Raw genomic sequence first — 974 nt, 5'->3', positions numbered from 1 at the left:
TCACGAAACTGCCGGATGGCACGCAAGTCAGGGTCAGCGGTGAAGGCGACTACCGCAAGCTGGAACGCATCGACCAGTACGTGCATTTCAAATCGCTGCAAGGCGCACTGGAACCGCTGGCGCAGGATCGGGTGGTGGTGCTCGACCGGCCCGTCGCGATCAAGGCCGGGGAGTTGATCGGCCACCTCGGCCGGTATCAGGACGGTGGGGCGGAACGCCCGGAAAAGAAACTGCACCTGGAAGTGTTCAGCGGCGATGACGTGAACATTTTCATCGAAGCCAGTCGCGCCTGGGCCCAGCGCTTGCCGGAGAAAGACAGAACCTGGCTGAAGCTCGCCCAAGGCACAGCGGTGGTGACTCATCAAGAAAATGCCACTGCCGCACAACTGAAAATGTTGAGTGCAGCCAGCCCACTCAGTGCTGCCGACCTGCTGGTCCCCAAGAGCCTGCTCGATGGCCTGCCGGCCGAGAAAAAAATCGCGGTACCGGCGACGGCTGACCGCAAAGCCTGCAACTGGTATCGCCTCGACAGGCTGCTCCACGACGCCGACAACCATCTGCTTGATGGCTGGGTCCGCGAAGAGGTGGGTGTCACCCCCTGGGTCAGTCCCTGGTCATGGGAAGGTCACGACCTCATCTACAACTACGAACTCCCTCGGCAAATGTTGGCGTCTTTCCTTCGCGCAGTGGACCACTTCAACGAAATGGAACTTGAGCGCTACGGCCCCATGGCCGACGCAGCAGACAAGGGACCGCTCAAGACCCGGCTGTACGACATCATCGACCGCAACCGCGACGGCAAAATGACCGCCGAAGAACTGCAAGCGGCGCTCAGCCTGCCGGCCCACGCCCAGTCAATCTCGCAATTGATCATCTACGCCGAAAGCGAGTGGTACTACAGAGCGCAGAAGTGGGACCCGCTGGATGAAGTGCTCGGCCATAGTGGTTCGACGCCACACTTGAACTGGTTGGCG

1 pseudogene is annotated in these 974 nt (G+C 60.8%); it reads left to right on the top strand.

What is annotated here, in order from left to right:
- Nucleotides 1-974 (top strand): annotated as a pseudogene (locus F8N21_RS30300) (hypothetical protein); the annotation flags it as partial.

Origin of the sequence: Pseudomonas fluorescens (genome assembly GCF_902497895.1) — a bacterium.
GTDB lineage: Bacteria > Pseudomonadota > Gammaproteobacteria > Pseudomonadales > Pseudomonadaceae > Aquipseudomonas > Aquipseudomonas fluorescens_BP.
This window is presented reverse-complemented; position numbering and strand designations above follow the sequence as displayed.